At 59.7% G+C, this 22314-nt stretch carries 23 protein-coding genes, 2 tRNA genes and 1 pseudogene; 14 read left to right on the top strand and 12 right to left on the bottom strand.

Annotation, left to right across the window (positions count from 1 at the left end; all coding sequences use genetic code 11):
• The 7 genes from ccmD (at position 1) to ACTG2U_RS06865 (ending at position 5914) form a co-directional block, all read left to right on the top strand.
• Positions 1–207: a heme exporter protein CcmD gene (ccmD, locus tag ACTG2U_RS06895; protein ID WP_139741087.1), complete on the top strand. Its 207-nt coding sequence runs from the start codon at positions 1–3 to the stop codon at positions 205–207.
• On the top strand, positions 204–695 hold the full coding sequence (ccmE, locus tag ACTG2U_RS06890) for a cytochrome c maturation protein CcmE (protein ID WP_005334685.1): 492 nt from the start codon (positions 204–206) through the stop codon (positions 693–695). The genes ccmD and ccmE overlap by 4 nt, the downstream gene beginning before the upstream one ends.
• Before the next feature lie 82 nt (positions 696–777).
• Positions 778–2733, top strand: a complete 1956-nt coding sequence (locus tag ACTG2U_RS06885; RefSeq protein WP_021229892.1) for a heme lyase CcmF/NrfE family subunit — start codon at positions 778–780, stop codon at positions 2731–2733.
• Entirely contained in the window at positions 2730–3260 is a 531-nt protein-coding gene (locus tag ACTG2U_RS06880) for a DsbE family thiol:disulfide interchange protein (protein ID WP_111900485.1), read from the top strand. The genes ACTG2U_RS06885 and ACTG2U_RS06880 overlap by 4 nt, the downstream gene beginning before the upstream one ends.
• Before the next feature lie 11 nt (positions 3261–3271).
• Complete coding sequence (locus ACTG2U_RS06875; protein WP_439974274.1) at positions 3272–3751, top strand: cytochrome c-type biogenesis protein; 480 nt, start codon at positions 3272–3274, stop codon at positions 3749–3751.
• The gene (gene ccmI / locus ACTG2U_RS06870) at positions 3748–5016 is read left to right on the top strand and encodes a c-type cytochrome biogenesis protein CcmI (protein ID WP_439974273.1); all 1269 of its coding nucleotides are present in this window, start codon (positions 3748–3750) and stop codon (positions 5014–5016) included. The genes ACTG2U_RS06875 and ccmI overlap by 4 nt, the downstream gene beginning before the upstream one ends.
• An 85-nt stretch (positions 5017–5101) precedes the next feature.
• Positions 5102–5914, top strand: a complete 813-nt coding sequence (locus ACTG2U_RS06865) for an MlaA family lipoprotein (RefSeq protein WP_005334673.1) — start codon at positions 5102–5104, stop codon at positions 5912–5914.
• Positions 5915–6026: 112 nt separating this feature from the next.
• On the opposite strand, the gene sodB is transcribed toward ACTG2U_RS06865, so the two are convergent.
• Positions 6027–6611, bottom strand: coding sequence for a superoxide dismutase [Fe] (gene sodB, locus ACTG2U_RS06860; protein WP_115521166.1), 585 nt, complete (start codon positions 6609–6611; stop codon positions 6027–6029).
• A gap of 288 nt (positions 6612–6899) precedes the next feature.
• On the opposite strand from sodB, the gene ACTG2U_RS06855 reads away from it, so the two are divergent.
• Entirely contained in the window at positions 6900–7241 is a 342-nt protein-coding gene (locus ACTG2U_RS06855; protein WP_111900855.1) for a Grx4 family monothiol glutaredoxin, read from the top strand.
• Between the two features lie 161 nt (positions 7242–7402).
• Here ACTG2U_RS06855 and ACTG2U_RS06850 read toward each other — a convergent pair whose 3' ends face one another.
• The 3 genes from ACTG2U_RS06850 to ACTG2U_RS06840 all read right to left on the bottom strand — a co-directional run bounded on the left by ACTG2U_RS06850 (position 7403) and on the right by ACTG2U_RS06840 (position 10922).
• Entirely contained in the window at positions 7403–8614 is a 1212-nt protein-coding gene (locus ACTG2U_RS06850) for an RsmB/NOP family class I SAM-dependent RNA methyltransferase (RefSeq protein ID WP_439974272.1), read from the bottom strand.
• Positions 8615–8862: 248 nt separating this feature from the next.
• Positions 8863–10248 carry an ATP-binding protein gene (locus tag ACTG2U_RS06845; protein WP_005338217.1) on the bottom strand — a complete coding sequence of 462 codons (1386 nt, stop codon included), beginning with the start codon at positions 10246–10248 and terminating at the stop codon, positions 8863–8865.
• Positions 10248–10922 carry a response regulator transcription factor gene (locus ACTG2U_RS06840; RefSeq protein WP_040066247.1) on the bottom strand — a complete coding sequence of 225 codons (675 nt, stop codon included), beginning with the start codon at positions 10920–10922 and terminating at the stop codon, positions 10248–10250. The genes ACTG2U_RS06845 and ACTG2U_RS06840 overlap by 1 nt, the downstream gene beginning before the upstream one ends.
• Positions 10923–11121: 199 nt before the next feature.
• On the opposite strand from ACTG2U_RS06840, the gene ACTG2U_RS06835 reads away from it, so the two are divergent.
• A complete protein-coding gene (locus ACTG2U_RS06835) occupies positions 11122–11802 on the top strand; it encodes a bactofilin family protein (RefSeq protein WP_439974271.1) in 681 nt (226 codons plus the stop codon).
• An 87-nt stretch (positions 11803–11889) separates the two neighbouring features.
• On the opposite strand, the gene ACTG2U_RS06830 is transcribed toward ACTG2U_RS06835, so the two are convergent.
• The gene (locus tag ACTG2U_RS06830) at positions 11890–12438 is read right to left on the bottom strand and encodes a cytochrome b (protein ID WP_439974270.1); all 549 of its coding nucleotides are present in this window, start codon (positions 12436–12438) and stop codon (positions 11890–11892) included.
• Between the two features lie 288 nt (positions 12439–12726).
• Positions 12727–13431 (bottom strand): tRNA (N6-threonylcarbamoyladenosine(37)-N6)-methyltransferase TrmO, encoded by a 705-nt coding sequence (gene tsaA, locus ACTG2U_RS06825; protein WP_182970662.1) that lies wholly within the window; start codon positions 13429–13431, stop codon positions 12727–12729.
• Between the two features lie 211 nt (positions 13432–13642).
• Here tsaA and ACTG2U_RS06820 point away from each other — a divergent pair, with 211 nt between their 5' ends.
• On the top strand, positions 13643–14641 hold the full coding sequence (locus ACTG2U_RS06820; protein WP_439974269.1) for an NAD-dependent epimerase/dehydratase family protein: 999 nt from the start codon (positions 13643–13645) through the stop codon (positions 14639–14641).
• Positions 14642–14800: 159 nt separating this feature from the next.
• Here the strand turns inward: ACTG2U_RS06820 and ACTG2U_RS06815 are convergent, their stop codons facing one another.
• The 4 genes and pseudogenes from ACTG2U_RS06815 to cydD form a co-directional block, all read right to left on the bottom strand.
• Complete coding sequence (locus tag ACTG2U_RS06815) at positions 14801–15187, bottom strand: DUF488 domain-containing protein (protein WP_374809144.1); 387 nt, start codon at positions 15185–15187, stop codon at positions 14801–14803.
• Positions 15188–15196: 9 nt separating this feature from the next.
• On the bottom strand, positions 15197–15568 hold the full coding sequence (gene rcsF / locus ACTG2U_RS06810; RefSeq protein ID WP_041235016.1) for an Rcs stress response system protein RcsF: 372 nt from the start codon (positions 15566–15568) through the stop codon (positions 15197–15199).
• Between the two features lie 163 nt (positions 15569–15731).
• The gene (cydC, locus tag ACTG2U_RS06805; protein WP_429077320.1) at positions 15732–17462 is read right to left on the bottom strand and encodes a heme ABC transporter ATP-binding protein/permease CydC; all 1731 of its coding nucleotides are present in this window, start codon (positions 17460–17462) and stop codon (positions 15732–15734) included.
• Positions 17455–19223: pseudogene (cydD, locus tag ACTG2U_RS06800) on the bottom strand (heme ABC transporter permease/ATP-binding protein CydD). Before cydD ends, cydC begins: the two are co-directional and overlap by 8 nt.
• A gap of 201 nt (positions 19224–19424) precedes the next feature.
• Between cydD and ACTG2U_RS06795 the strand changes: the two are divergent.
• Both ACTG2U_RS06795 and ACTG2U_RS06790 read left to right on the top strand, forming a co-directional pair.
• Positions 19425–19498, top strand: a tRNA-Gly gene (locus ACTG2U_RS06795).
• 15 nt (positions 19499–19513) lie between these two features.
• A tRNA-Gly gene (locus ACTG2U_RS06790) sits at positions 19514–19588 on the top strand.
• A 162-nt stretch (positions 19589–19750) separates the two neighbouring features.
• Here ACTG2U_RS06790 and arcA read toward each other — a convergent pair.
• On the bottom strand, positions 19751–20470 hold the full coding sequence (gene arcA, locus ACTG2U_RS06785; RefSeq protein WP_005338193.1) for a two-component system response regulator ArcA: 720 nt from the start codon (positions 20468–20470) through the stop codon (positions 19751–19753).
• Positions 20471–20866: 396 nt separating this feature from the next.
• Between arcA and ACTG2U_RS06780 the strand changes: the two genes are divergently transcribed.
• Both ACTG2U_RS06780 and ACTG2U_RS06775 read left to right on the top strand, forming a co-directional pair.
• On the top strand, positions 20867–21274 hold the full coding sequence (locus ACTG2U_RS06780; protein WP_429077317.1) for a DUF3293 domain-containing protein: 408 nt from the start codon (positions 20867–20869) through the stop codon (positions 21272–21274).
• A 42-nt stretch (positions 21275–21316) separates the two neighbouring features.
• Positions 21317–21796, top strand: a complete 480-nt coding sequence (locus ACTG2U_RS06775) for a putative 4-hydroxy-4-methyl-2-oxoglutarate aldolase (protein ID WP_439974268.1) — start codon at positions 21317–21319, stop codon at positions 21794–21796.
• A 1-nt stretch (position 21797) separates the two neighbouring features.
• On the opposite strand, the gene ACTG2U_RS06770 is transcribed toward ACTG2U_RS06775, so the two are convergent.
• On the bottom strand, positions 21798–22277 hold the full coding sequence (locus ACTG2U_RS06770; protein ID WP_439974267.1) for a hypothetical protein: 480 nt from the start codon (positions 22275–22277) through the stop codon (positions 21798–21800).
• Positions 22278–22314: the final 37 nt, after the last annotated feature.

Below are 22314 nucleotides of genomic sequence, written 5' to 3'. Positions count from 1 at the left end.
ATGCACTTTGCCTCTTTCAGTGATTTTATGGCGATGGGCGGTTACGCCTTCTATGTCTGGCTCTCATTTGGCCTGACGCTGGTGTGTCTGGTCGGCATCATCATTTCTACCCGCATGAAAACCCGCGGCCTGCTCGCCGAGTTGCGCAGCAAACAGGCGCGTGAGGCCCGTCGCAAGGCGGCCCAGCAGATGGAGAACACCCTATGAACCCGAGACGCAAAAAACGCCTCACCATCATTCTTGCCATCACCCTGGGTCTGGCGACCGTCAGCGGGCTGGTGCTCTACGCCCTCAGTCAGAATATCGACCTCTTCTATACCCCGAGCGAGCTGGTGGAGGGGAAGGGGCCGGACAAGATCAAGCCGGAAGAGGGACAGCGCCTGCGCATCGGTGGGTTGGTCGTGCCGGGGTCGGTACAGCGGGATCCCCAGAGCCTCAAAGTTGCCTTCAAGCTGGTGGATAACGGCGGTCATTTGGTGAAGGTCGAGTTTGATGGCATCCTGCCGGATCTGTTCCGTGAAGGGCAGGGGATTGTTGCCCAGGGCACCCTCAAGGATGCCACGACCGTAGAGGCGTTCGAGGTGTTGGCCAAGCACGATGAGAACTACATGCCGCCGGAAGTGGCCGATGCCACCAACGGCATGCACTTCAAGCCGGAGTATACCGAGGCGCAGTTGAAGGGAGCCAAGCAGTGATCCCTCTGGTGTTTGCCTTTTTCGCTTTGCCTGCCGTGCGTGGTGCGGCTGTTGTCACCGTTCAATTGAAAGGAATGCCTTCATGATCCCGGAATTAGGTCAGTTTGCGCTGATCCTGGCCTTTGCCACCGCCCTGCTGCTGGGTAGCTACCCGCTGCTGGGCGCCAGTTGGGGGCGTCTTGGCATGATGTCGGCGGCCCGTCCGCTCGCCTATGCCCAGTTCTTGCTGCTGCTGCTGTCGTTTCTCTGCCTGACCTGGGCTTTTATCGATAACGACTTCACCGTGCAGTATGTGGCCACTAACTCCAACAGCCTGCTGCCGCTCGCCTATCGCATTTCCGCCGTATGGGGTGCCCACGAAGGCTCCCTGCTGCTGTGGGTACTGACCCTGGGTGGCTGGACCGCGGCGGTAGCCATGTTCAGTCGGCGTCTGCCGCTCGATGCTGTCGCGCGGGTACTCGGTGTGCTGGGGCTGATCTCGGTCGGCTTCACTGCTTTCGTGCTGTTCACCTCCGATCCCTTCACCCGCACCTTGCCCTATTTCCCGGTCGATGGTCGTGACCTCAATCCACTGCTGCAGGATCCGGGTCTTATCTTCCATCCGCCAATGCTCTACATGGGTTATGTGGGCTTCTCGGTGGCGTTTGCCTTTGCCATAGCTTCGCTGATGACCGGTCGTCTCGATGCGACCTGGGCCCGTTGGTCTCGCCCCTGGACCATGGCGGCCTGGGTATTCCTGACCCTCGGCATAGTGCTCGGCTCCTGGTGGGCCTACTACGAGCTCGGTTGGGGCGGCTGGTGGTTCTGGGATCCGGTAGAAAACGCCTCCTTCATGCCCTGGCTGGCGGGTACCGCTCTGCTGCACTCGCTGGCGGTGAGCGAGAAGCGCGCCACCTTCAAGGCGTGGACCGTGCTGCTGGCCCTCTCAGCCTTCTCGCTGAGCCTGCTGGGTACCTTCCTGGTACGCTCCGGCGTGCTGGTGTCGGTCCATGCGTTTGCCTCCGACCCGACCCGCGGTCTGTTTATTCTCGGCTTCCTGCTGGCGGTGATCGGCTCCTCTTTGCTGCTGTTTGCCTTCAAAGGCTCGCAGGTGAAGAGCCACGGCAAACACGAGCTGTGGAGCCGCGAGACCCTGCTGCTTTGCAACAACATCATGCTGGTGGCGGGTCTGCTGACCGTGCTGCTCGGTACCTTGCTGCCGCTGGTGCACAAGGAGCTGGGGCTGGGGAGCATCTCTATCGGTACTCCCTTCTTCAACCACATCTACAGCTGGCTGATCATCCCGTTTGCCCTGCTGCTGGGGGTTGGCCCGCTGTTTCGCTGGCGTCGTCAGGAGCTGGGGGAACTCAAAAGCAAGGTGGTCGTGGCACTGGTGCTGAGTCTGGCCGCAGCCTTGCTGTTGCCGCTGCTCTTTGCCGAAACCTTCAAGCCGTGGGCGGCGGTAGGGATTGGTCTGGGGGCCTGGATCATCGTCACCAGCGTGCAGGAGACCTGGGCGCGGGCCACCCACAAGCACAGCTTTGCAGTCGGTGTGCGCAAGCTTGGCAATAGCCACTGGGCCATGATCCTCGGCCATGTGGGGCTGGCAGTCAGCATCATAGGTATCGCCTGCACCCAGAACTACAGCATCGAGAAGGATCTGCGGATGCAGGCGGGTGATCGGGTGCACTTTGCCGATTACGAGTTCGTCTTTGCCGGGATCAAGGAGAAGAACGGCCCCAACTACGATGGCTTCAAGGGCGTGCTGGAAGTGCACCGCAATGGCAAGCAGGTCGCCCTGCTCAAGCCCGAGAAGCGGATGTACAAGGTGACCCGGATGCCGATGACCGAAGCGGCCATCGATGCCGGTATCACCCGCGATCTCTATGCGGCGCTGGGGGAACAGCTCGACAACGGTGCCTGGGCGGTGCGGATCTACTACAAGCCGTTCGTGCGCTGGATCTGGTTCGGCGGCGTTTTTATGGCCATTGGTGGCGTGCTGGCGATGCTGGACAAGCGTTACCGTTTCGGCCGTCGTGAGGAGGAGGCCAAGGCATGAACAAAAAGACCTGGTTGTTTTTAATCCCCTTTATCGTCTTTTTGCTGGGGGCTGTGTTCCTGTTCAAGGGGCTCTACTCCGATCCCACCAAGCTTGAGTCCGTGATGGTGGGTAAAGAGGTGCCGGTGTTCACCCTGCAGGACATTTACGATCTGAAAAAGCAGCACGATCGCAGTATCCTGACTGGTCGCCCCATGCTGCTCAACGTCTGGGCTACCTGGTGTCCCACCTGCTATGGCGAGCACACCTACCTCAAACAGCTGGCAGGGCAGGGCATTCCCATCATCGGCATGAACTACAAGGATGAGCGCGACAAGGCGATCAAATGGCTGGCGGAGCTGGGCAACCCCTATGAGGTCAACCTCTATGATCCGGACGGCATGCTGGGGCTGGATCTCGGGGTATACGGCGCGCCGGAGACCTTCTTTATCGACAGCAAGGGGATCATCCGGTATCGCCACGTGGGGGATATCAACCCCGAGAACTGGGCGTCGACCCTCAAACCCATCTTTGATGCCATGAAGTGAGGGGAGTCTTGATGAGAGTATTTATTGCTTCCCTGCTGCTGTTGCTGGGATGGGTGGTGCAAGCGCCGGCCATGGCCGCTATCGATGTCTACACCTTCGACAACGACAATCAGGAGCAGGTCTTTCGCGAACTGACCAAGGAGCTGCGTTGCCCCAAGTGTCAGAACCAGGATATCGCCGACTCCAATGCGGGGCTGGCCAAGGACTTGCGCGACAAGACCTACCAGATGGTGCGCGAGGGCAAGGATAAAGAGGAGATCGTGGATTACATGGTGGCCCGCTACGGCAACTTTATCCTCTATAACCCGCCCCTGATGGCCTCCACCCTGATCCTCTGGCTCGTCCCGCTGCTGGTGATCCTGATCGGTGGCGCCGTGGTCGTGATGCGCAGCCGCCGGCCCCCTGCGGTGAAAATACAACTGGATAACGCCCTGAGCGAGGAGGAGCAGCGCCGACTGGCCGAGCTGCTCAAAGAGGAAGAGAAACAATGACCGCTTTTTGGATAGTGATTGCGGGCTTGCTGGTGCTGGTGAGTCTGGCGCTCGTCGTGCCGCTGTGGCGTGGTGAAGGCAAACAGAGCATCAGTCGCTCGGCGCTCAACAAACAGCTCTATCGCCAGCGGCTGCTGGAGATTGGCGAAGAGCGCGAGCAGGGTGTCCTGGCTGAGGAGTCCGACTCGCTGGTCGAGCTGCAACGAAGTCTCTTGGATGATATCCCTGATGTGGAGCAGGCTGCCCGCAGTGGCAAGAGTTTGATCTGGATCCCGGGTGTGCTGGTGCTATTGGTGGTGAGTCTGGGGCTCTACTACAAGTTGGGCTCCTGGCAAGAGGTGAGTCGCTGGCAAGATGCCAGCAGCCGTCTTGGCGAGCTGAGCAACCGCATTCTGGTGGAACGCGATGCCCAGGTGACCGAGCAGGATCTGCTGGATTTCACGCTGGCACTGCGTACCCGCCTCAAGGATGAACCGAACGACTACCGCGGCTGGCTGCTGCTGGGACGCTTGGCGCTGGATGGTAATGATCCCGAGATGGCCAGCGAGGCGCTGGAGCGGGCCTACACGCTTGCCCCCCAGAAATCGCTGGTGGCGGTGCCCTATGCGCAGGCGCTGATGATGACGGGGGATGAGGCGCAAGCGGATGCCCTGTTGCAGGCTGCTATCGCGCAGGATCCGGACAATATTGAAGCGCGTTCCGTCTATGCCTTTATGGCGCTGCAAAAAGAGGACTTCCAGACCGCGCTGGCTCGCTGGCAGGCGATGTTGCCACTGATGGAGAAAGGTACCCCCCGTTACGTGATGGTCGAGCGCTCCATGGAGTACGCCCGCGCGCAGCTCAAGCAGCGCGGCATCGAGGTGACGAATTCAGGCGCAGCCAAAGCGGGCGCAGTTGAGGGACAACCGCTGGCGGTGAAGGAGGGGGAATTCCCCATCCACGTCACGTTGGCGGCGGGCATTCAGATGCCGGAAGATGCCCATCTCTTCGTCTTTGCCGTGGTGCCCAACGGGCCGCCCATGCCCATCGCCGTGAAGCGTATTGCAGGGCCAACCCTGCCTGTTACCCTGTCACTCGGGGATGGCGATGCCATGATGGAAGGTAGCAAACTGGCGGCCTATCCGGAGCTGCAGTTCAAGGCACGTCTCTCGCGCGGTGGCAATGTTATGAACAAGGAAGGAGCCTTCGAAGGGGTATCCGTGCCGGTCAAGACGGCCGAGATCCCTGCTGCTCCGATTGACATCCGCATAGATCACGCCCTCTAATATGCCTTTGGATAACCCGGCCCCTGGATAGGAGCCGGGTTATCTATACTTCTGATAAATCAAAATAAAACGTCAGGACAATCATATGTATCTTCGTTCAGGGGCCATACTGGCAGCCCTCTTGCTGGCTGGCTGTGCCGGTGGCCCACCCAAGCCTGGCCCAGAGAGTCTGGATCTCAATCCCGGCATGAATAATCCGGGTGCCACCAGTACGGCGGCCGATCCGCGCGATCCCTTCCAGGGGGCCAACCGGGCCATGTGGGCGGTCAACTATGATGTGCTGGAGCCCTATGTGGCACGTCCTGTGGTACATGCCTATGCCCGCTACATTCCGGTAGGGGTGAAGGATGGCATTGCCAACTTTGTTGCCAACTTTGATGAGCCAAGCAGCATGGTGAACCATCTGATCACCGGTGATTTGAAAGGGGCAGGCACCAACCTGGGGCGCTTTACCCTCAACACCACGGTCGGTCTGCTGGGTATCTTCGATGTGGCCAAACATGCCGGCCTCGAGCGCAACAAGCTGGAGATGGACACAGTGCTGGGCAGGGCCGATATCGGTAATGGTGCTTACATCATGGTGCCTGTCTACGGCCCGACCACCACCCGGGAGCTGGTTGGTGATGCGATTGACAGCTTCTACTTCCCCTATGCCCTGTTGACCTTCCCGATGAAGGTCGCACACTGGGCGCTGGATGGCTTGGGCACACGCGCCAAGCTGATCGATCAGGAGCGGATCATCGACAACTCCCTCGACCCCTATGCGCTGACCAAGGACTTCTACCTGCAATATAACCAGGGCAAGGTGACGGGCAAGCAGACCGAGCTGAAAGCGTCTCAGCAAGAGCAGGCTGACGATGCCAATCTGGATGAATACATGGACGAGCTGGACCAGTAAACGGGCTATCTCGATATGTAAAAGGCGCCTGCGGGCGCCTTATTCATTTTTGCAGCCATATCGAGATAAAAAAACGCCCCGCAGTGCGGGGCGTTTTGGCAAGCGAGGCTGATTAGGCAGCCAGATTCTTGGCCACGAATTCCCAGTTAACCAGAGCCCAGAAGGTTTCCATGTACTTCGGACGCAGGTTGCGGAAGTCGATGTAGTAGGCGTGCTCCCACAGGTCAACGGTCAGCAGCGGGGTGGTACCGGCTTCAGTCAGCGGGCAGCCAGCGTTGGAGGTGTTGACGATAGCCAGAGAGCCGTCAGCTTTCTTCACCAGCCAAGTCCAGCTGGAACCGAAGTTGCCGATGGCAGATTTGGTGAAGGCATCTTTGAACTCGGCGAAGGAGCCGAATGCCTTGTTGATGGCATCAGCCAGGGCGCCAGTCGGCTCGCCACCGCCATTCGGGGAGAGGCTGTGCCAGTAGAAGGTGTGGTTCCAGATCTGGGCGGCGTTGTTGAAGATGCCGCCGTTGGAGGTCTTGATGATCTCTTCCAGAGACTTGCCTTCAAACTCGGTACCCGGCACCAGATTGTTCAGGTTGACCACGTAGGTGTTGTGGTGCTTGCCGTGGTGATATTCCAGAGTTTCCTGGGAGATGTGCGGTTCCAGAGCGTTGATTGCATAGGGCAGAGCGGGAAGTTCGAATGCCATTTTCTACTCTCCATTGGCTGGACCGTGCGAAGGCGACGGTTGCAAGACATTGCGTACTCTTTTCTATATGTGAAAAGAGTTGTTTTTAAAATGATGGGGCTGGGTAGCCCAAAGCCAAGGGATTGTAGCAGTATCAAAGATGGCCTAACAACTCTTGATTGGCGCCATGATCGCGATCAATCCTGTGTGGGTTCTTTGCGCAATTCGAGCCGGGTCACCCCTTTGTCAGTTTGTGCTCGGGCAAGATTGCAGTAGAATGGCCGCCGAAATCGCTCTAGTGAGGCACCTATGGAAACTATTGAAAAGATTAAGCAGCAGCTGGCTGACAACCCCATCATCATCTACATGAAGGGCTCCCCCAAGCTACCCAGCTGTGGCTTCTCTGCCCAGGCCTCCCAGGCTCTGATGTCCTGCGGCGAGCCGTTTGCCTACGTTGATATCCTGCAAAATCCGGATATCCGCGCCGAATTGCCAAAATTCGCCAACTGGCCGACCTTCCCCCAACTGTGGGTTGAAGGTGAGCTGATCGGTGGCTGTGACATCATGATCGAGATGTTCCAGGCTGGCGAGTTGCAGGCTCTGATCAAAGAGACTGCTGCCAAGTACAAGCAGGATGACGCTGCTGAATAAGCGGGTGTTCACTTCGCTGAAAAGGGAGCCATCATGGCTCCCTTTTTATTTGCTGGCGATGCAAGCAGTAGACACTGTCACCCCCATCGGAAGCGTGTCAGCAAGCCAAAACAGAGCGGCAGCCAATGGCAGCCGCTTTTTCTATCTGGTCATCGGGCAGATCAGGCGATCCGTTCGATACGAGCCATGTAGAAGCCGTCGAAGCCGGTCTCGGACGGGCTCACGGTGTGATCGTCACGCAGACGGAAGTTTTCGTTGGCGGCGAGGAACTTGTCCACCTGCAGGCGGTTCTCCTCGGGCAGGATGGAGCAGGTTGCATAAACCAGCAGACCACCCACTTTCACCATCTGGCTGTAACGCTGCAGGATCTCTTCTTGCAGCGCGACCAGCACCGGCAGACGCTCGGCGGTATCACGCCACTTGGCATCCGGATTGCGCTTGAGTACGCCAAGACCGGAGCAGGGCACGTCCAGCAGTACGCGGTCGGCGCTCTCTTTGAGGCGCTTGACGGTCTTGCTGCTGGTGATGACCCGGGTCTCCACGTTGTGGGCACCGGCGCGACGAGCGCGCTGCTTGAGGTTCTCCAGCTTCCACTCTTCCACATCCATTGCCAGCAAACGGCCTTTGCCCTGCATCATGGCGGCGATATGCAGGGTCTTGCCACCGGCACCGGCGCAGGCGTCGATAACGCGCATGCCTGGGGCAACTTCCAAAGCGGCAGCAACCAGCTGGGAGCCTGCGTCCTGCTGTTCGAAGCAACCATCGGCAAAGGCCTTGGTACGGAACAGGGCGGCGTCGGAGGTGACCTGCAGGGCAGTATCCACACCATCAACCGGAATGGTGGTGACCTGCTCTTTGGCCAGAATGGCTTGCAGCTCATCACGGGTGCACTTGAGGGTGTTGACCCGCAGGTAGCGCTTGGGCATCCAGGCCAGGGCGGCACGCTCGGCAGGCCAGGCTTCACCCAGCTGCTCGCTGCCCAGTTTCTCCAGCCAGCTCGGGCAACCATCCATTAGCACCGGATTCTTCTTCGCCTCGGTCAGACGGCGGCGGAATGCCTCTTCATTGAAGCGATCCAGGGTCGGGTGGTTGGGCTGGGCAATTTTGTGGAAGGCATGCCAGCTGTGCAGCAGCGGCCAGACATTCTTTTCGGCCTGACGCACCTGAATACCGGTGAGGAAACAATAGAGGCTGAGACGGCGCAGCAGGTCGCCGGTGACCAGGGCAATCCTTGCCTGTTCTTGCGGTTTGAGTTCGATGCCTGAGAAGTGACGGGCATAGGCGCGGTCGAGGGTAAGACCCTGACCGAGCACATCGTCAACAATGGCAACGACCAGATCCCCGAAACGGGGCAACAGTGGGGATTTGAGCATGAGATTAACCTTGGCCAGATAAAGATGAACCGCACCTTTGTGAAGAGGAGCAGTTTTAAAATTGACAAATCCGCGCAATGATAGGGGTTAGACGGGGTTGGCGCAACACTCCCCATGCTGGAATGATAGATGGGAGATTGTTCTTGCGGGCCCGTAATGTGTTTTTGTTTGCCCTATCACAAGTCCCCCCGAGGTTGGGGGCCTTGTGGTAGGGCCATCACTGGCGAGGCTGAGCAGGGCAATGCCGATCAGGGCAAGTCCAGGGTAAAGCGGGCGCCGCCGAGGGGGGATTCATCGACCCGGATCTGGCCGCCGTAGCTGTGGACGATTTCGGTCACCACCGCCAGACCTATGCCCTGACCGGGTGAACTGTCTGCCCGCACGCCGCGCTGGAAGATCTGCTCCGATTTGGCCGGGTCGATTCCCGGGCCATCATCTTCCACTTCGATGCGCAGCCGCTCGAGATGGCGGCGCACCGTCACCTTCACTTCGCTGATGGCAAACTTGCAGGCGTTGTCGAGCAGGTTGCCCATCAGCTCCATCAGGTCGCCCTGTTCGCCGTGGAAGAGGGCGTCATCATCGAACTTGAAGTGGGTTTGCAGCTTCTTGTGGCGATAGACCTTGGTCAGGCTGGCCAGCAGTTTTTCAATCAGCGGTACCGGCTCGGTGCCCTTGCTGGCAAGGCGCTGGCGGCCGGTCACGGCTCGTCTGAGCTGATACTGGATCATCTGATCCATGGTGAGGATCTGCTCGTTGATGTTGTCGTGGATCTCCCGCCCCAGCTTCACTTCGCGGGTGGTGATCTGGATCAGCGCTAGCCGGGTTTTCAGGCTGTGGGCGAGATCGTTGAGGGCGTGCTGGTAGCGCTGGGTCTGCTGGCGTTCGTTCTCCAGCAACTGGTTGATGGAGTCGGTCAGCGGGGCCAGCTCTCGCTCAAAATCGCTCGAGAGGTCATCGCGCTTGCCGGCCCGGATATCGTCGATCTGACGGGCGATGGTGCGCAGGGAGCTGAGGCTCCAGAAGGTGGTGAGCAGCAGTAGCCCGGCCAGCAGCATATAGGCGAGCAGCGCCTGTTTGGCGGTCTGGTAGAGGTAGGTGCGGGACTCTTCGTGGTAGCGTTTGGCCGAGTCGATCATCACCACGTAGTAGGCGGTGGTGCCGCTGCCGGGATTGCGGATAAACCGCAAGCTGTAGACGAAGTAGCTCTCGCCGTTCTTGATGGTGTGCTTCTTGAAGAAGTAGTCGAGGTCCATCCCCCCCAGATACTTCATCAGATCGCCGCAAATGGTCTGTTTGGCCTTGATCACCTCCGGCATATGGAGGCTCGACCAGACCAGATCGCCATCGGCGCGGCAGATCAGGGTATCGAGGTTGCGATCCCCCGCACCACGGGATATCCGCCCCAGCTCGACGTTCGACCCCTTGTCATCCGGCTCGGTGGAGGAAAACAGCTTGGCCAGGTTCTCCTGCATCCGGGCGCTGGCCTTCTGGGTCTGCTCCTCGACATGGCCAAGATAGAGGGCGTAGACCGCAAACCCCATGATCAGCGCGATGACCAGCAGCGAGCTGAGCAGCAGTTTGATGTGCAGTGAGCTGCGGATCATCTTGATGGGGCGCGGCAGATGAAACTGCATCAGTTACAGGAGAGGTTGAAGATATAACCCTGACGCCGGATGGTGGAGATGGGTTGAATCGTCCCCTCCGGATCCAGCTTCTTGCGCAGGCGGCTCACCATCACCTCAATGGTGTTGGGATCACCTTCGCCGTCGCCGTAGAGCTGGTCGAGCAGTTGCTGTTTGGAGACCACCTGACGGGCATTGCGCATCAAGTACTCCAGAATGAGGTATTCAAAGCTGGTGAGCACCGCCACTTCTCCGGCGATAGTCAGCTCCTTGCGGGAGAGATCCAGCTCGTAATCACCGGCCTTCACCTTGGGCGAGATAAAACCGGCGCTGCGGCGCACCAGCGCATTGAGTCGGGCCAGCAGCTCATCTTTCTGGAACGGTTTGACCAGATAGTCATCAGCACCTGCTTCCAGTCCTTCGACCTTGTCCTGCCAGTTGCCACGGGCGGTCAGCACAATGATGGGGAAGGGGATCTGCCGTTCACGCAGTTGCCGGATCAGTTGCAGGCCGTCCATATCGGGCAGGCCGAGGTCGATGATGGCCACATCAATGGGATAGTCGGCGGCGTAGTGCAGTGCAATCCCGGCCTGGTCGGTGCTGTAGACCTGATTGTCGGCTTCGGTCAGCAGAGAGGAGAGGTGGTGATTGAGCAGCTTGTCGTCTTCGACCAACAGAATTTTCATGATGTGAGCGGTCATAGGGATCCAGGCTGTCAATTAGAAAGTGTATGTCGCTTCGAGTCAATTCGAATCCTAATGCATCCCGGCTGTATCGGGACTGAATCAGCGGGACTTCAGAGTTCGCGCCAACTGGTCGTTTAACCATGGTCCGGGTTGTCGATGGCATGCTGGTCGGCAGCCATGCTGCGAAAGGTTTGATGTGATGAGAGAGATGGCCGGGAGGCTGCTGGCGCGACTGCAACAGCGTGAGCGCAGCGACCTCCTCTATATTGTCTGGCTCTGCTGGGGGGCAGCCTTGCTGCTCTACGTGCTGGGGTCGCCCTGTTTTCTGTGGCCAGTGGCGCCGATGCCGCTGGTTCTGCTTGTGTGGTTGGTGGAGAGAGTACGGATGTTTGGAAGAAACAAAGGTGGTGCGGTTACTGGGTCGGCCGGCGCCACTGTGATTGCAGCCGGTGCCCGCTTCAAGGGCGAGTTGCAGGTGGAGGGGGATCTGGAGGTGCGCGGTCAGGTCAATGGCACCATCCAGCTCATCGGTGGTGTGCTGCGCATCATGCAGGGCGGTAGCGTTGAGGGGGAGGTGAGTGCGCCCCACGTGATCATCAATGGTCTGCTGGAAGGCACCTGTACCTCCGCCGAGGTGGAGATCCTGGAGAGCGGCAAGATGCAGGGGATCTTCAAGGGGGGCAGTCTCTCCATCTGCAAAGGCGGCAACTTTGTTGGCCAGTCCCAGCCCACCGTGGCCGGCAAGACCGATCCCGTGTTGCAAGCCTTGTCTGAACACAGTGCGTCCGGGAGCAAACAGCCGGAGAGCAAGAGCAATGTGAAAAAGCTGCCGCACGAGCCGAAAGGCAAGCCGACCGAGGAGCTGGCCAAGCAGGCGTGATGCCGTTTGCCAGCGGTGCAGATGACGGTTGTTCAGGAAAACAGAGAGGGGGCCACAATGGCCCCCTCAGCATTTCTTTGTTACCCGTTAGCTGCGGCGCGGTGGCAGCATATTGGTGAGGGTGTTGTCTTTGAGAATATGGTGGTGATAGAGGGCCGCCACCGTGTGCAGGCCGATCAGGGCGTAACCGATATTACCCAGCGTCTCGTGCACCTCCTTGATCAGCCCTTTGAGATCCGGACTGGGGGAGAGCAGGGATGGCAGCTCAAGTCCGAAGAAGGGGATGGGCTTGCCCGCGGCGCTCAGCAGCAGCCAGCCAAACAGCGGGGTGAGAATCAGAAAACCGTAGAGGGCGAGGTGGGCCAGTTTTGCCAGCTTGTGCATGAGCGGGGAGAGCTCGGGCACGATACGGGGCGTCGGGCTCATCCAGCGCAGGGCCAGTCTGACAAAGACCAGGGCGAAGATAAGCAGCCCCAGCATAAAGTGCCACTCCTTCATCAGATCCCGGCCAGGGTCCCCTTTGGGGAAAATATCGCGAAACTCGATCAGGGCGTAGACGGCGATCATGGCCCACAGGGTCAGCCAGTGCAGCCCGATATTCAGGGTGCCATAACGTTGTTCACAGTTCATCAGCATAAGTTTATTCCTTCGAAGTGCTGTCACATCCGTGTGGCATCCCCGCACTCAAACGTGTCGGGACGAGGCCTGCTCCTTTGGCGGCAACAGGCTGGCTACCATGTTTGCCATAGAACGATAGCCTGCTGCTGGCATCAGTCAGAGAGGAGATGCCCTCTGTTGTGTGCATGGTATCACTGGCAACCGGGTGGATAGTCTGATCAATGCCACACAATTTACAGGCTCATTAAGCCCCTTGTGACGTGAAGAAGGCGTGAAATAGCATCAGTGATGTCGGCCCGCCCAGGTTCAGGCGGGCTCGATGGCCAGCACCATGCAATCCGGCTCGCTGATGCGAAAACGGACGTTGCAGTCAAACAGCCGCACCCCGTACTCCTTCTCATCGGGCTTGCCTTTCTTGTAGGCGGGGCGCGGATCTTGCGCCAGCACTTCGCTTACCAGCTGGCGCAGCTCGGGATGGGCCTTGAGCCAGGGTTGCAACTGCTGCTCGGCCTCGGCACTGAAGCTCACCGCCAGCGGCGGGGTGGGGGCGTCGGGGGCAAAGCCGCCACGGGCATCCGGCAGGCTGTCGGCATAGGGAATGTAGGGCTTGATATCGACGATGGGGGTGCCATCGAGCAGATCCACCGCTCCCAGCTCCAGCCACAGCTTGCCACGCTCGCGACCGACCCCGTGCAGCTCGACCACCGAGAGCCCAAGCGGATTGGGGCGGAAGGTGGAGCGAGTGGCAAAGACGCCGACCCGTTCGTTGCCGCCAAGTCGTGGCGGGCGCACCGTCGGGTGCCAGCCCTGCGCCATGGTCTGGTGAAAGACGAAGCTGAGCCACAGATGGGAGAACTGCTCGATGCCGCGCAGCACATCTGGCTGATCGTAAGGGGGGAGCAGCTCGAGGCGGGCGCGGGCCGATTTGACCAGACCGGGCTGGCGGGGGATGGCGAACTTCTCCTTGTAGGGAGAGCGGATGATCCCGAGGGTGTCGATTTCGAACTTCATGGCGGATCCTGACTGAAAACCTCGGCAATTTAGCACAGGCGGCCCCAAAACGCAGGCTCGGCCTCGCTACGCCAATTTCTGCGGCGCTGCCGTGATCCCTGTCCCATCCCGGCCAGTCGGGGGCTGTGCCCGCGCGCCAAGTTGCGTAGGGTGGAGGCAACTGGCGTGTCAGGATGAAATGTGCGCACATGCGCCGAAGGGAGGGAGAGGGATGAAACTGCTGATTATCGGTGGCACCGGCTTTTTGGGGCGCCACCTCACCGCGCTGGCACTGGATTGGGGCCATGAAGTGACCCTGTTCAACCGCGGTCTGCACCAGCATCCGGACTGGCGCGATCTGGTGCAGCTCACCGGCGACAGGGACAAGAGCCTGAGCCCCCTGCAAGGGGCAGGGTTGCAGTGGGATCTCGTCATCGACACCTGCTGCTATCGCCCCGAGCAGGCGGCGAGCCTCTCGGCAGCTTTGCTCGGGCGCTGCGCGCGGCTCATCTTTATCTCCACCATCAGCGTCTATCGCGATTTCTCACTGCCCGGAATGGATGAGTCGGCGCCGCTGCATGCTATCCCCGAAGGGGAAATGCCCACTGACTATGGCCCGCTCAAGGTGTTGTGCGAGGCCGAGTATCGCGCTCGCTGGGGCGAGCGGCTTTGCATCCTGCGCCCGGGCGTGCTGTGTGGCCCCCATGATCCCACCGGTCGCATGGCCTGGTGGATTAAGCGGGTGCAGCAGGGCGGGCCCTGGTTGTTGCCGGGCAGTGGCGAGGATCGCTTGCAGTATCTCGATGTGCGCGACTGCGCCGAGTTTGTGTTGCGCGCGGCCGAGCAGCAGTTGTCGGGCATCTTCAACCTGCTCAAACCCGGCATTCCCCTCTGCGACTGGCTGGAGCGGTTGAGCGCCCGGTTGCAGCCCGCCCGCCCCATCCAGCCAGAGTGGCTGCCTTGGCCGACCCTGATGGCGGCCGGTATCGAGCCCTGGCAGAGCTATCCCACCCTGCTGCCCTGCGCGCAGGCGGAGTTTGCCGGTTATGGCTCTATAAGCGCCGAGGCGGCCATCGTCCACGGGTTGAACTTCCGGCCGCTGGAGGAGACCGCCGCCGACCTTGCCAATTGGCTGGCCATCGAGCCTGCCGCCGGGGTGGCGGAACATGCCATAACTCAGGCAGAGGAGACTTCGCTGCGGCAACAGTTGCTGGAGCCCAGTCTGCATTAGGAGGGGGTGCATCGAGCCGCTGCTGCGGAAAATTGCTGCAATAGCGCGAACATAACGAGAGAGGGCATCCCGCGGGATGCCCTCTCTGTCTATCCATGCCTGATGGTTGCCGAATAGAGGCTGACGCGATTCCCCGTCCCATCGCTGTCGATCACCTAGTTAGCGGATGGTGGCCCCCGCGGCTACCAGCAGCTCTTTCAAAATGGTGCGATGGCAGCGGGACTCCTGCTCGCAGTAGCAACCCACCGACAGATTGGTGGTGTGGGAGAGGGCGGCCAGCAGCGCCAGATCGTGCCTGGCGGCAGGTTGCGCCATCTCGGCCTTGTACTGTTTGCCAAACGCCGCCCATTGGGCGGGTGTCTCGGCTGCCTGCCCCAGCTTCATGGTCTCGCTGCTGGGGGCCAGATTGGGGAACCAGACATCGTACCAATGCTGGCTGGCAAATTCGCTCTTGGGGACGCCGCGGGGTGGGCGGCGCACAGTGCCGATCCTCAGCCCCTCATCGGGCAGGCGCGGGCTGCCAAGGCGAACGATAGCGAGGGCCATGACAGTGGGTTACTTCTCTTCGGCCACTTTCAGCGCCTGCCCGTAGCAGATCACTTGTCTCAGGCAGCCCGGGGTGTCGCTGAATTCGGCGCACTTGTCGATGGTGACGCCGTTGCCACCCATGTCGGCGGCACGGCGGCGGGCCAGGGTGCGCGCTTCACCGGCGTTGGGCACCGGCTGGTTGGCATCGGCCTGGCAGGATTCACCCTCGATGGTGCCGAGGTAGAGGTAGTTGAGGTCAGCCAGCTCATCCTGTTCATAGATGCGCACGCTACCGGGTTTGAAGTATTCGTCGAAGTTCTCTTTATCCAGATTGCTGTTGAAGGCGTAGTTGGCACAGCCGGAGGCAATCAGGGGCATCATCAGGATCAGGCGTTTCATCGTCTCGTATCTTGTGTCGGTGATGAGGACAGTAGAAATGCGCAGGCGCTCCATGTCGGCATCTTGTTGAATAATGAGGGGGACATTATAGGGGCCAGCCGCCTGCGGCGACCAGCCCCGTTTTGCGCCCGGTTGTCGGGGTGTGACCCCCATCAGCCTGATATCAAACAGGAGCCAGCCGCTGATAGAGGCTGCGGTAGTAATCATCCCCCAGCAGCTCGTTGTGAGGGGCGCAGAGGCGGATCTGTCCCTCTTCCATCAGGGCAATCCGGTCCATCTGCTCCATCCCCAGCAGGCGGTGGGAGATAAGCAACAAGGTGCGATCAGCCCCGAGCCGGAACAGCAGATCCATGATCTCCCGCTCGGTCTGACTGTCGAGCCCTTCGGTCGGTTCGTCCAGCAGCCAGAGCGGCGCATCGTGCAGCAGGGCGCGGGCGATACCGATACGGCGACGCTCACCACCGGAGAGGGGGCGTCCGCCGTCACCGAGCCAGGCATCGAGGCCCGCCTCATCTTCCAGCAGATTGGCCAGTCCGACCTGGGTCAGTACCGCAATCAGCTGCTCGTCAGTGGCGGTCGGGGCGGCCAGTTTGAGGTTGCCCCGCAAGGTATCGGCAAACAGATGCACCCGCTGGCTCACCACCGAGATGGAGGCGCGCAGCGCCCCTTCGCTGTAGTCGGTGAGCGGCTTGCCACCCAGCAGGATCTTGCCTGCCTGCGGGCTCCACTCCCGGGTCAGCAGCCCCATCAGGGTCGATTTGCCACAGCCGGTCTGGCCCAGCAGCGCCAGCTTCTCACCGGCGTGCAGTTGCAGGGTGCAGCCACGCAGCACCGGCTGGGGGTTGCCGGGGTAGCCAAAATAGAGGTCATTGATCTGTAGCGCACCAACGGTGGCATGGGTCTGTTCGTCGCCCCACACGGGGGCTTTGGCATCTTGCAGGATCTCGTTCAGGCGGCGTGCCGAGGTGAGGCTGGTGGAGAGGTGCTGGAAAGCCCCCGCCAGCGGCATCAGTGCCTCGAAGCTTGCCAGGGTGGCAAAGACCATCAATGCGGTAATGGGGTCGGGCGCAGCGCCCGCTACCCCATGACCGGCCAGCCAGAGCATCAGAGTCAGGGTCCAGCCGCTCAGCAGTTGCACCGAGAAGTTGGCCAGCCCGCTTACCTTGGCCATCCGGGCCTGCGCGACGAGCAGCGCCTGTTCGGCTTGTTGCAGCTCAACCAGCGCCTTGGGGGCGGCAGCAAACATCTGCAGCTCGGCCTGACCATCCAGATAGTCCACCATCCGGGTGCGCAGGGTCGATTTTTCCGCAATCAGCGCCTGACCGGGGCGACGGCCGAGAAAATAGAACACCAGCGGCAGGGCGATCATGCCAAATAGCAGAATGGCTCCCAGGGTAAGGGCGAGGCGACTGTCGAAAAACGACAGGAAGAAGACCAGTCCGGCGGTGCTGAGCAGGGCCGCGCCTATGGGGGTGATCAGCCGCAGATAGACGTGGTCCATCGCATCGATGTCGGCCACCAGCCGGTTGAGCAGATCCGCCTGACGGAAACCGGTCAGGGTACCGGTGGAGAGCGGCGAGAGTTTCTGCCAGAACCAGACCCGCAGTCGGGTCAGTACCCTGAAGGTGGCGTCGTGGCTCACTACCCGCTCACCCCAGCGACCGGCTGTGCGGACGATGGAGAAGAAGCGCACCCCGCCCGCGGGGGTCATGTAGTTAAAGGCATGGGTCGTCGCAACTGTCATTCCCGCCACGGCGGCGGCGGAGAGGAACCAGCCGGAGAGGGAGAGCAGCCCCATGCCGGCGGCCAGGGTCACCAGCGCCAGCAGCAAACCAATGGTGAGGCTGAGCCAGTGTTGGCGATAGAGGCGCAGAAACGGCAACAGATCACTCATCGAGAGAACCTCCGGAACGTTGGGAGAGCTGGCGGGCAAAAGGTCCCTGCCCAGAACTAAGTTGCTGGAAGCTGCCTTGCTCCACCAGCTGGCCGCGGGCCAGCACCATTATCTTGTCCATCTTGGTAAGCTGGTCGAGGCGGTGGGTGATCATCAGCAGGGTCTGGCCAGCCATCGCCTGCTCGAGGGTGGTCATGATGGCGCGTTCGGAGTGGCGATCCAGACTGGCGGTCGGCTCATCGAGCACCATCAGCTGGGTCGATTTGAGCAGGGTGCGCGCCAGGGCGAGACGCTGGGCCTGACCGACCGAGAGGCCGCCGGCCTGATCGCCGACCGGATAGTCGAGCCCCTTCTCCATGGCAAATTCCCACGCCTGCGCCCGTTTCAGGGCATCTTCCAGCTCGGCATCGCTGGCCGTTGGTTTGGCCAGCAGCAGGTTGTCGCGCAATGAGGCGTGGAACAGCTGCGGGTTTTGCGAGAGCCAGCCTAACTGCAGGCGCCACTGGCTCATGTCGAGGGTGGCAAGCTCCTGCCCGTTGACCTTGAGCTCACCGCGATAGGGAGCAAAGCCGAGCAGGGCGTTGACCAGCGAGCTCTTGCCGGCGCCGCTGACGCCGATGAGGGCGGTGCGCGAACCGGCTTCCAGGGTGAAGTCGATGGGGCCGACCAGGACCTTGCCCTCGGCGCTCAGCACTTCAAGTCCTTTGGCTTCTACCTTGACCGGGCTGTCGGCATGGAATGGCGCATTGCCTGCGGCCGGCTCGCTCACCTCGGCTTCGAGGAATTCAAGCAGCTGTTCGGCAGCGCCGATAGCCTGCGCCTTGGCGTGGTAGTGGGCGCCGATTCTCGCAGCGGGGCGTAGAACTCGGGGGCGAGAAACAGCACGAACAGGCCGGTAAAGAGGGTGACCTTTACCCCATAGCTACCAAAGTTCAGATGGTCGATATAAGAGAAGCCAAAGTAGACGGCAACCAGCGCCACTGAAATGGCTGCGAAGAACTCCAGCACGGCGGTGCTCAAAAACGCCAGGCGCAGCACCTCCATGGTGCGCTCACGAAAATCTTCCGAGGCATCGCGAATGGCGTCACCTTCCGCCTGGGTACGCATAAAGAGTTGCAGGGTACGCAGCCCCTTCAGGCGATCGAGGAAGTGGCCGGAAAGACGAGCCAGCGCCTGAAAATTGCGGCGGTTGGCATCGGCGGCGCCCACACCCACCAGGATCATAAAGATGGGGATGAGGGGCGCAGTGCCGAGCAGGATCAGACCTGCCGCCCAGTTGACCGGGAATACAGCCACCAGAATGACCATCGGAATAAAGACGGCGATGGCCATCTGCGGCAGATAGCGGGAGAAGAAATCCTGCATGTTTTCAATCTGTTCCAGCAACAGACTAGCCCAGCTACCGGCCGGACGGCGCTGGATATAGGCAGGGCCGAGACGGCTCAAGCGCGTGAGCACCAGCTGGCGGATGGTTTGGCGCACCGCGCTGCCCGCCTTGAAACTGGCCACTTCCCGGCCGTAGGCCAGCGCCGCTTTGCCAAGCGTCACCAACAGCAGGGTAATAAAGAGCGTGATGGATTGCTCAGGCGTTGAGCCTTCGATGATAAAGCCGTGCAACAGGGTCGCTAGCAGCCAGGCTTGCGCCACCATCAGAATGCCTTGGCCAAGGCCAAAAGCGATGGATATCGTGATCCAGCGGCGACCGTGACTCGATTGCTTGCGCAACCAGCCATAGAGACGTTTTTGCGTTTTTTTATCCATTACCACCATCCTCGCGTCGAGTGGCGCAAGACTATCCTTGCCGTTTGGCCTTGGCAACCTTGTAAATTATCTGTGTTGAAAATGTTTGATTGAAAAAGCAACCGTCTGTTCAATCCTTGTCCGAACAGATTGATTTATTGAAAAAAGTGGCAAAGGCGCCATTGCGCTCGGCGGCAAAATGCATATAGTAGTAGCCCTGACGCGGGTGTAGTTCAATGGTAGAACGGTAGCTTCCCAAGCTGCATACGTGGGTTCGATTCCCATCACCCGCTCCAAATTTCAGATGCCAGGCGGGCATCGTATAATGGCTATTACCTCAGCCTTCCAAGCTGATGATGCGGGTTCGATTCCCGCTGCCTGCTCCAGCTTCAAAACAAAAAGCCCACTCCTGCGAGTGGGCTTTTTGTTTTTCATCTGTCTTGTGCGCCGTTCGACGTCACGCTAACCGTTTTTCAGCTTTTAAGGCAAATTGCAGAGACAGAAAAGGCGCCCGAGGCGCCTTTTCAGATCAACAGCGTAGCGGGAGCTTATTCCTGTTCCAGCTCACCACAGAAACGGTAGCCTTCGCCGTGGATGGTGGCGATGATCTCTGGAGTATCGTTGACGCTTTCGAAATGCTTGCGAATGCGACGGATGGTCACATCGACGGTACGGTCGTGGGGCTTGAGCTCACGGCCGGTCATCTTCTTCAGCAGCTCGGCACGGGTCTGGATCTGGCCCGGGTTTTCGCAGAAGTGCAGCATGGCGCGGAACTCGGAGCGCGGCAGCTTGAACATGTCGCCAGTCGGGCTGACCAGTGCGCGGCTGTTGATATCCAGCGCCCAGCCGTTGAACAGGTAGCGCTCAACCAGCTTCTTCTCTTCGCCACCGGCAGCCACGTTCATGGTGCGGCTCAGCAGGTTGCGGGCACGGATGGTCAGCTCACGGGGGTTGAACGGCTTGGTGATGTAATCATCGGCGCCGATCTCCAGACCCAGGATCTTGTCCACTTCGTTGTCACGACCGGTCAGGAACATCAGGGCGATGTTGTCGTTCTCACGCAGCTCACGGGCCAGCAGCAGGCCATTCTTGCCCGGCAGGTTGATGTCCATGATCACCAGATTGATGGTGTGGGAAGTGAGGGCCTGGTGCATCTCGTCGCCGTTGTTGGCTTCGAGCACGATGTAGCCTTCGGCTTCAAAAATGCTTTTCAGGGTATTGCGTGTGACCAGCTCGTCTTCGACGATCAGAATGTGTGGTGTTTGCATGAGTATTCCCAGATTCTTATCAGTTAATTATCTTAAATTTAACACTCTTTGGCGTTTCAAACCGATTTCCTGACTGATCCTGAAAATTTATTACGTCATCCTGGGTATGAGAGTCAGGTCGGAATATCGCGAATTAGGCATCAGTACCGGCAAGTATCCCTGTGCCACTTATAGGTTCCCGACAAGTCTGGTCGAGCAGAGCCTGGAAAGGTCGTCCATTACGAAAGTGGCCGCATTTTATCAGTTAACAGGAGCATAACAACACTCTTTGCCGTCAGATAGCAACTTTTTAACTCTGATTTGATATAGGTCAAACCCTGGTACAGCTGCATCATACTTGGCCTGAACCGGGTTTTCGCCCCTACAAAATGTAATGGAATGTAACATGTGATTGACATGAATTTGTGGGAAAACTACAAGAAAATCTGCTTTATCGCGCCATTTGAGTCACCAGACTGGTCTGCCTTTTCCATCATCACCGCCTGGAATCCGGCCAGCCAGTGGGTCACAGAACGACGCAATATACGGCGGGAACGGGCGCTGTGGCGCCATCTGACCGTGGATTTGCAGGTGCCAGTGGTGGGGCCGTTTTGGGGATCTGACCCGGACGAACGCTGGCAGGAGTCATCGCTGGCGGTGGCGCTATCTCTGCCACAAGCCCGTCAGCTGGCTGCCCGTTTTGGCCAGAATGCTCTCTACTGGGTGGAGGATGGCCAGCTCTGGCTGGTGCCATTATTGACGGATAGATCAGCAGCTTGTCTGGGCAATATTGAATCCTTCTGGATTGCCAGAAACCTTGCCTGATGAAAGAATGAACACCTTCATGTATCTGAAAGGAATCAAATCATGCTGGATCTCCTGCCCGACCTCTGCGATCAACATGGCGACTTGCTGCAAGTGGCCGACCCGGTGTTTCAGGATTTTGGCGGCAAGGCCATCTTCTATGGTCGCGCCGTAACGCTCTCCTGTTATGAAGACAACAGTCTGGTGCGGGATCTGGTGACCCGCCCCGGTCACGGCAAGGTGATGGTGATCGACGGCGGCGGCTCGCTGCGCCGTGCGCTGCTTGGCGATCAACTGGCGGTCAAGGCGGTGGAGCAGGGGTGGGAGGGTATCCTGATCCACGGCGCGGCGCGGGATGTGGGCACCCTGGCGACACTGGCGCTCGGGGTCAAGGCGCTGGCGGCCTGTCCGGTCAAGACCGAGAAGCGGGGATTGGGAGAGCTGGGGGCCGTGGTCAGCTTTGCCGGTGTGACCATCCACGAAGGGGATTACATCTATGCGGATCGCAACGGCGTGGTGGTGAGCGCCACGCCGCTGATCTGATTCAGAAGTTGAAACCGACGCCCAGACTCAGCGCCTGATCGGCAGTGATGGCGCTGACCCCGTAGTTGGCGGTGAGAGAGAGTCTGGGTGTCAGCAGCAGGCTGGAGTTGAGCTCCAGCAGGGTGCTGGCCTTGTTGAGATCGAGATGCTTGATCTGGCTGCCGATATTGAATGCCGGAGAGAGCTGGTAGCGTACCCCCGAACTCATATTGAAACCGGATGTGCGATTCTGATCCGCCACCGCCGGGCCCGCTTCCATAAAGAGGGTCACATCATCCACCACCGGATATTGATAGCCGCTATTGACCAGCCAGAGATCAAAACTGTCGCTGTGATGGCTATGGCCATTGAGCAGCACACCCGAGTAACTTTTGACATAGAGAGACGGGTTGGAGTGCGGCTGAACCACTGCCCAGTCGGCGGCCTGTACGGCCATGCTGGCGCAGGTTGCAAGCAGTGTGATGATGAGTGATTTGACCATTCGTTTCCCCTCCCTGGGTCCGGAACTGAGCCTAAGC

The sequence above is a fragment of the Aeromonas sp. 95A genome (assembly GCF_051919235.1).
Classification (GTDB): domain Bacteria; phylum Pseudomonadota; class Gammaproteobacteria; order Enterobacterales; family Aeromonadaceae; genus Aeromonas; species Aeromonas veronii.
Note: the sequence above shows the minus strand (reverse complement) of the source record. Positions and strands in the feature narration are given on the sequence as shown.